Below are 1,584 nucleotides of genomic sequence, written 5' to 3' on the forward strand. Positions count from 1 at the left end.
CCCTCTGTGTCAGGCTCAAGTGGGACACCAAGGGATAACCTTCACTAACTGACACAAGCAGGGCGAGAACAGGCAACCACCACGGTGACAATGACCAACCACGACCTCCACACCAACGATGAAGGGCCTCGAGCCAACCGGCCCAAGCGCCGGACCTTCACCCACGCCTACAAGCTGCGGATCCTTCAGGAATACGACACCGCACCCGCCGGCGAGAAAGGCGCCCTGCTGCGCAGGGAAGGACTCTACGACTCCAGCATCCAGCTCTGGCGCAAACAGCGAGATGGCGGCGAACTGAGCACCTCACCCGCAACCGGGACGACCTCCAAAAAGAAGACACCCGAACAGGTCGAACTGGAACAGCTACGCCGGGAGAAAGCCAAACTCGAACGGGACAACGCCCGGATGTCCAAGAAGCTGACCCAGACCGAAGCAGCCATGGAAATCCTGGGAAAAGCACACGCGCTCTTGGAGATCGTGTCCGAGAGCGCGGACTCGGAGAACTCGTAACCGAGATTCGCGAGAACACACGAATCCAACTCGAACCACATACCGGAGTCAAAGAGTCCTGCCGCCTGTCGGGCATCAACCGCTCGACCCATTACCGCAACCGGGACCGAAACCCATCCGCCCCGACAGAGCCCGTCAGGACGCCTCCCCCGAACCGGTTGGAGAGCGAAGAACGCGAACACATCATCGCAGTCCTCAACAGCACGAGGTTTCGGGACAAAGCTCCCCGGCAGGTGTGGGCGGCCCTGCTGGACGAGGGCACCTACCTGTGCTCGGTGGCCACGATGTACCGGCTGCTGCGCGAACGCGGCCAGAGCCGGGAGCGGCGGGCCCAGGCCACCCACCCGCCCAAGACCAAACCCGAACTGGTAGCCCACGCCCCGAACCAGGTGTGGAGCTATGACATCACGAAACTGCGTGGCCCCGGCCCGGGCAGGTTCTTCGATCTGTACGTCATGATCGACATCTACTCCCGGTGCGTGGTGCACTGGGAAATCCACACCAGAGAATCAGGCGAGATCGCCGAAGGGTTCATCGCTCACTCCATCGCGGCCAACGGTCAGATCGCCGCTGAGGTGATCCATTCCGATCGCGGCACCGCGATGACATCGCAGTCAGTTGCCGAACTGCTGTCCATGCTCGGTATCACCAAATCGCACTCCAGGCCGAAGACCAGCAACGACAACCCCTACAGCGAAGCGCATTTCAAGACGCTCAAGTACTGCCCGGCGTTTCCTGATCGGTTCGGGTCCATCCAGGGAGCCCGTCGGTTCTGCCGCAGATTCTTCCAGTATTACAACCACGAGCACTACCACTCCGGGATCGGGCTGCACACTCCTTTCACAGTGCATATCGGCACCGCGCACGCGATTCAGGACAAACGATCGCAAGCCATTGAGGCCTTCCGCGCGGCCAACCCGCAGCGGTTCACCCGCAGGCCTGTGCTGCCTGCTCTTCCCGAGGCCGCGTGGATCAACGAACCGGACACCGCACCTACCGCGCAGCACAGCGCTGACCTGTGTGAAGCGGCCTGACGATCACCTACCCCTGTCCGATTCGACTTGACACACTCCG

2 protein-coding genes are annotated in these 1,584 nt (G+C 61.7%); both read left to right on the forward strand.

Translation table 11 applies throughout. The annotated features are described in order from the left end of the window. Positions 1-90 precede the first annotated feature (90 nt). Positions 91-510, forward strand: a complete 420-nt coding sequence (locus tag ACYVD1_RS34640) for a transposase (protein WP_460778704.1) — start codon at positions 91-93, stop codon at positions 508-510. Positions 511-533: 23 nt separating this feature from the next. Beyond that, positions 534-1,544, forward strand: coding sequence for an IS3 family transposase (locus tag ACYVD1_RS34645; protein WP_460778705.1), 1,011 nt, complete (start codon positions 534-536; stop codon positions 1,542-1,544). Positions 1,545-1,584 lie beyond the last annotated feature (40 nt).

Source organism: Nocardiopsis nanhaiensis (assembly GCF_054778635.1).

Coding starts and splice junctions, on each gene's coding strand:
- ACYVD1_RS34640 (WP_460778704.1), top strand. CDS start 91: ATGACCAACCACGACCTCCACACCAACGATGAAGGGCCTCGAGCCAAC.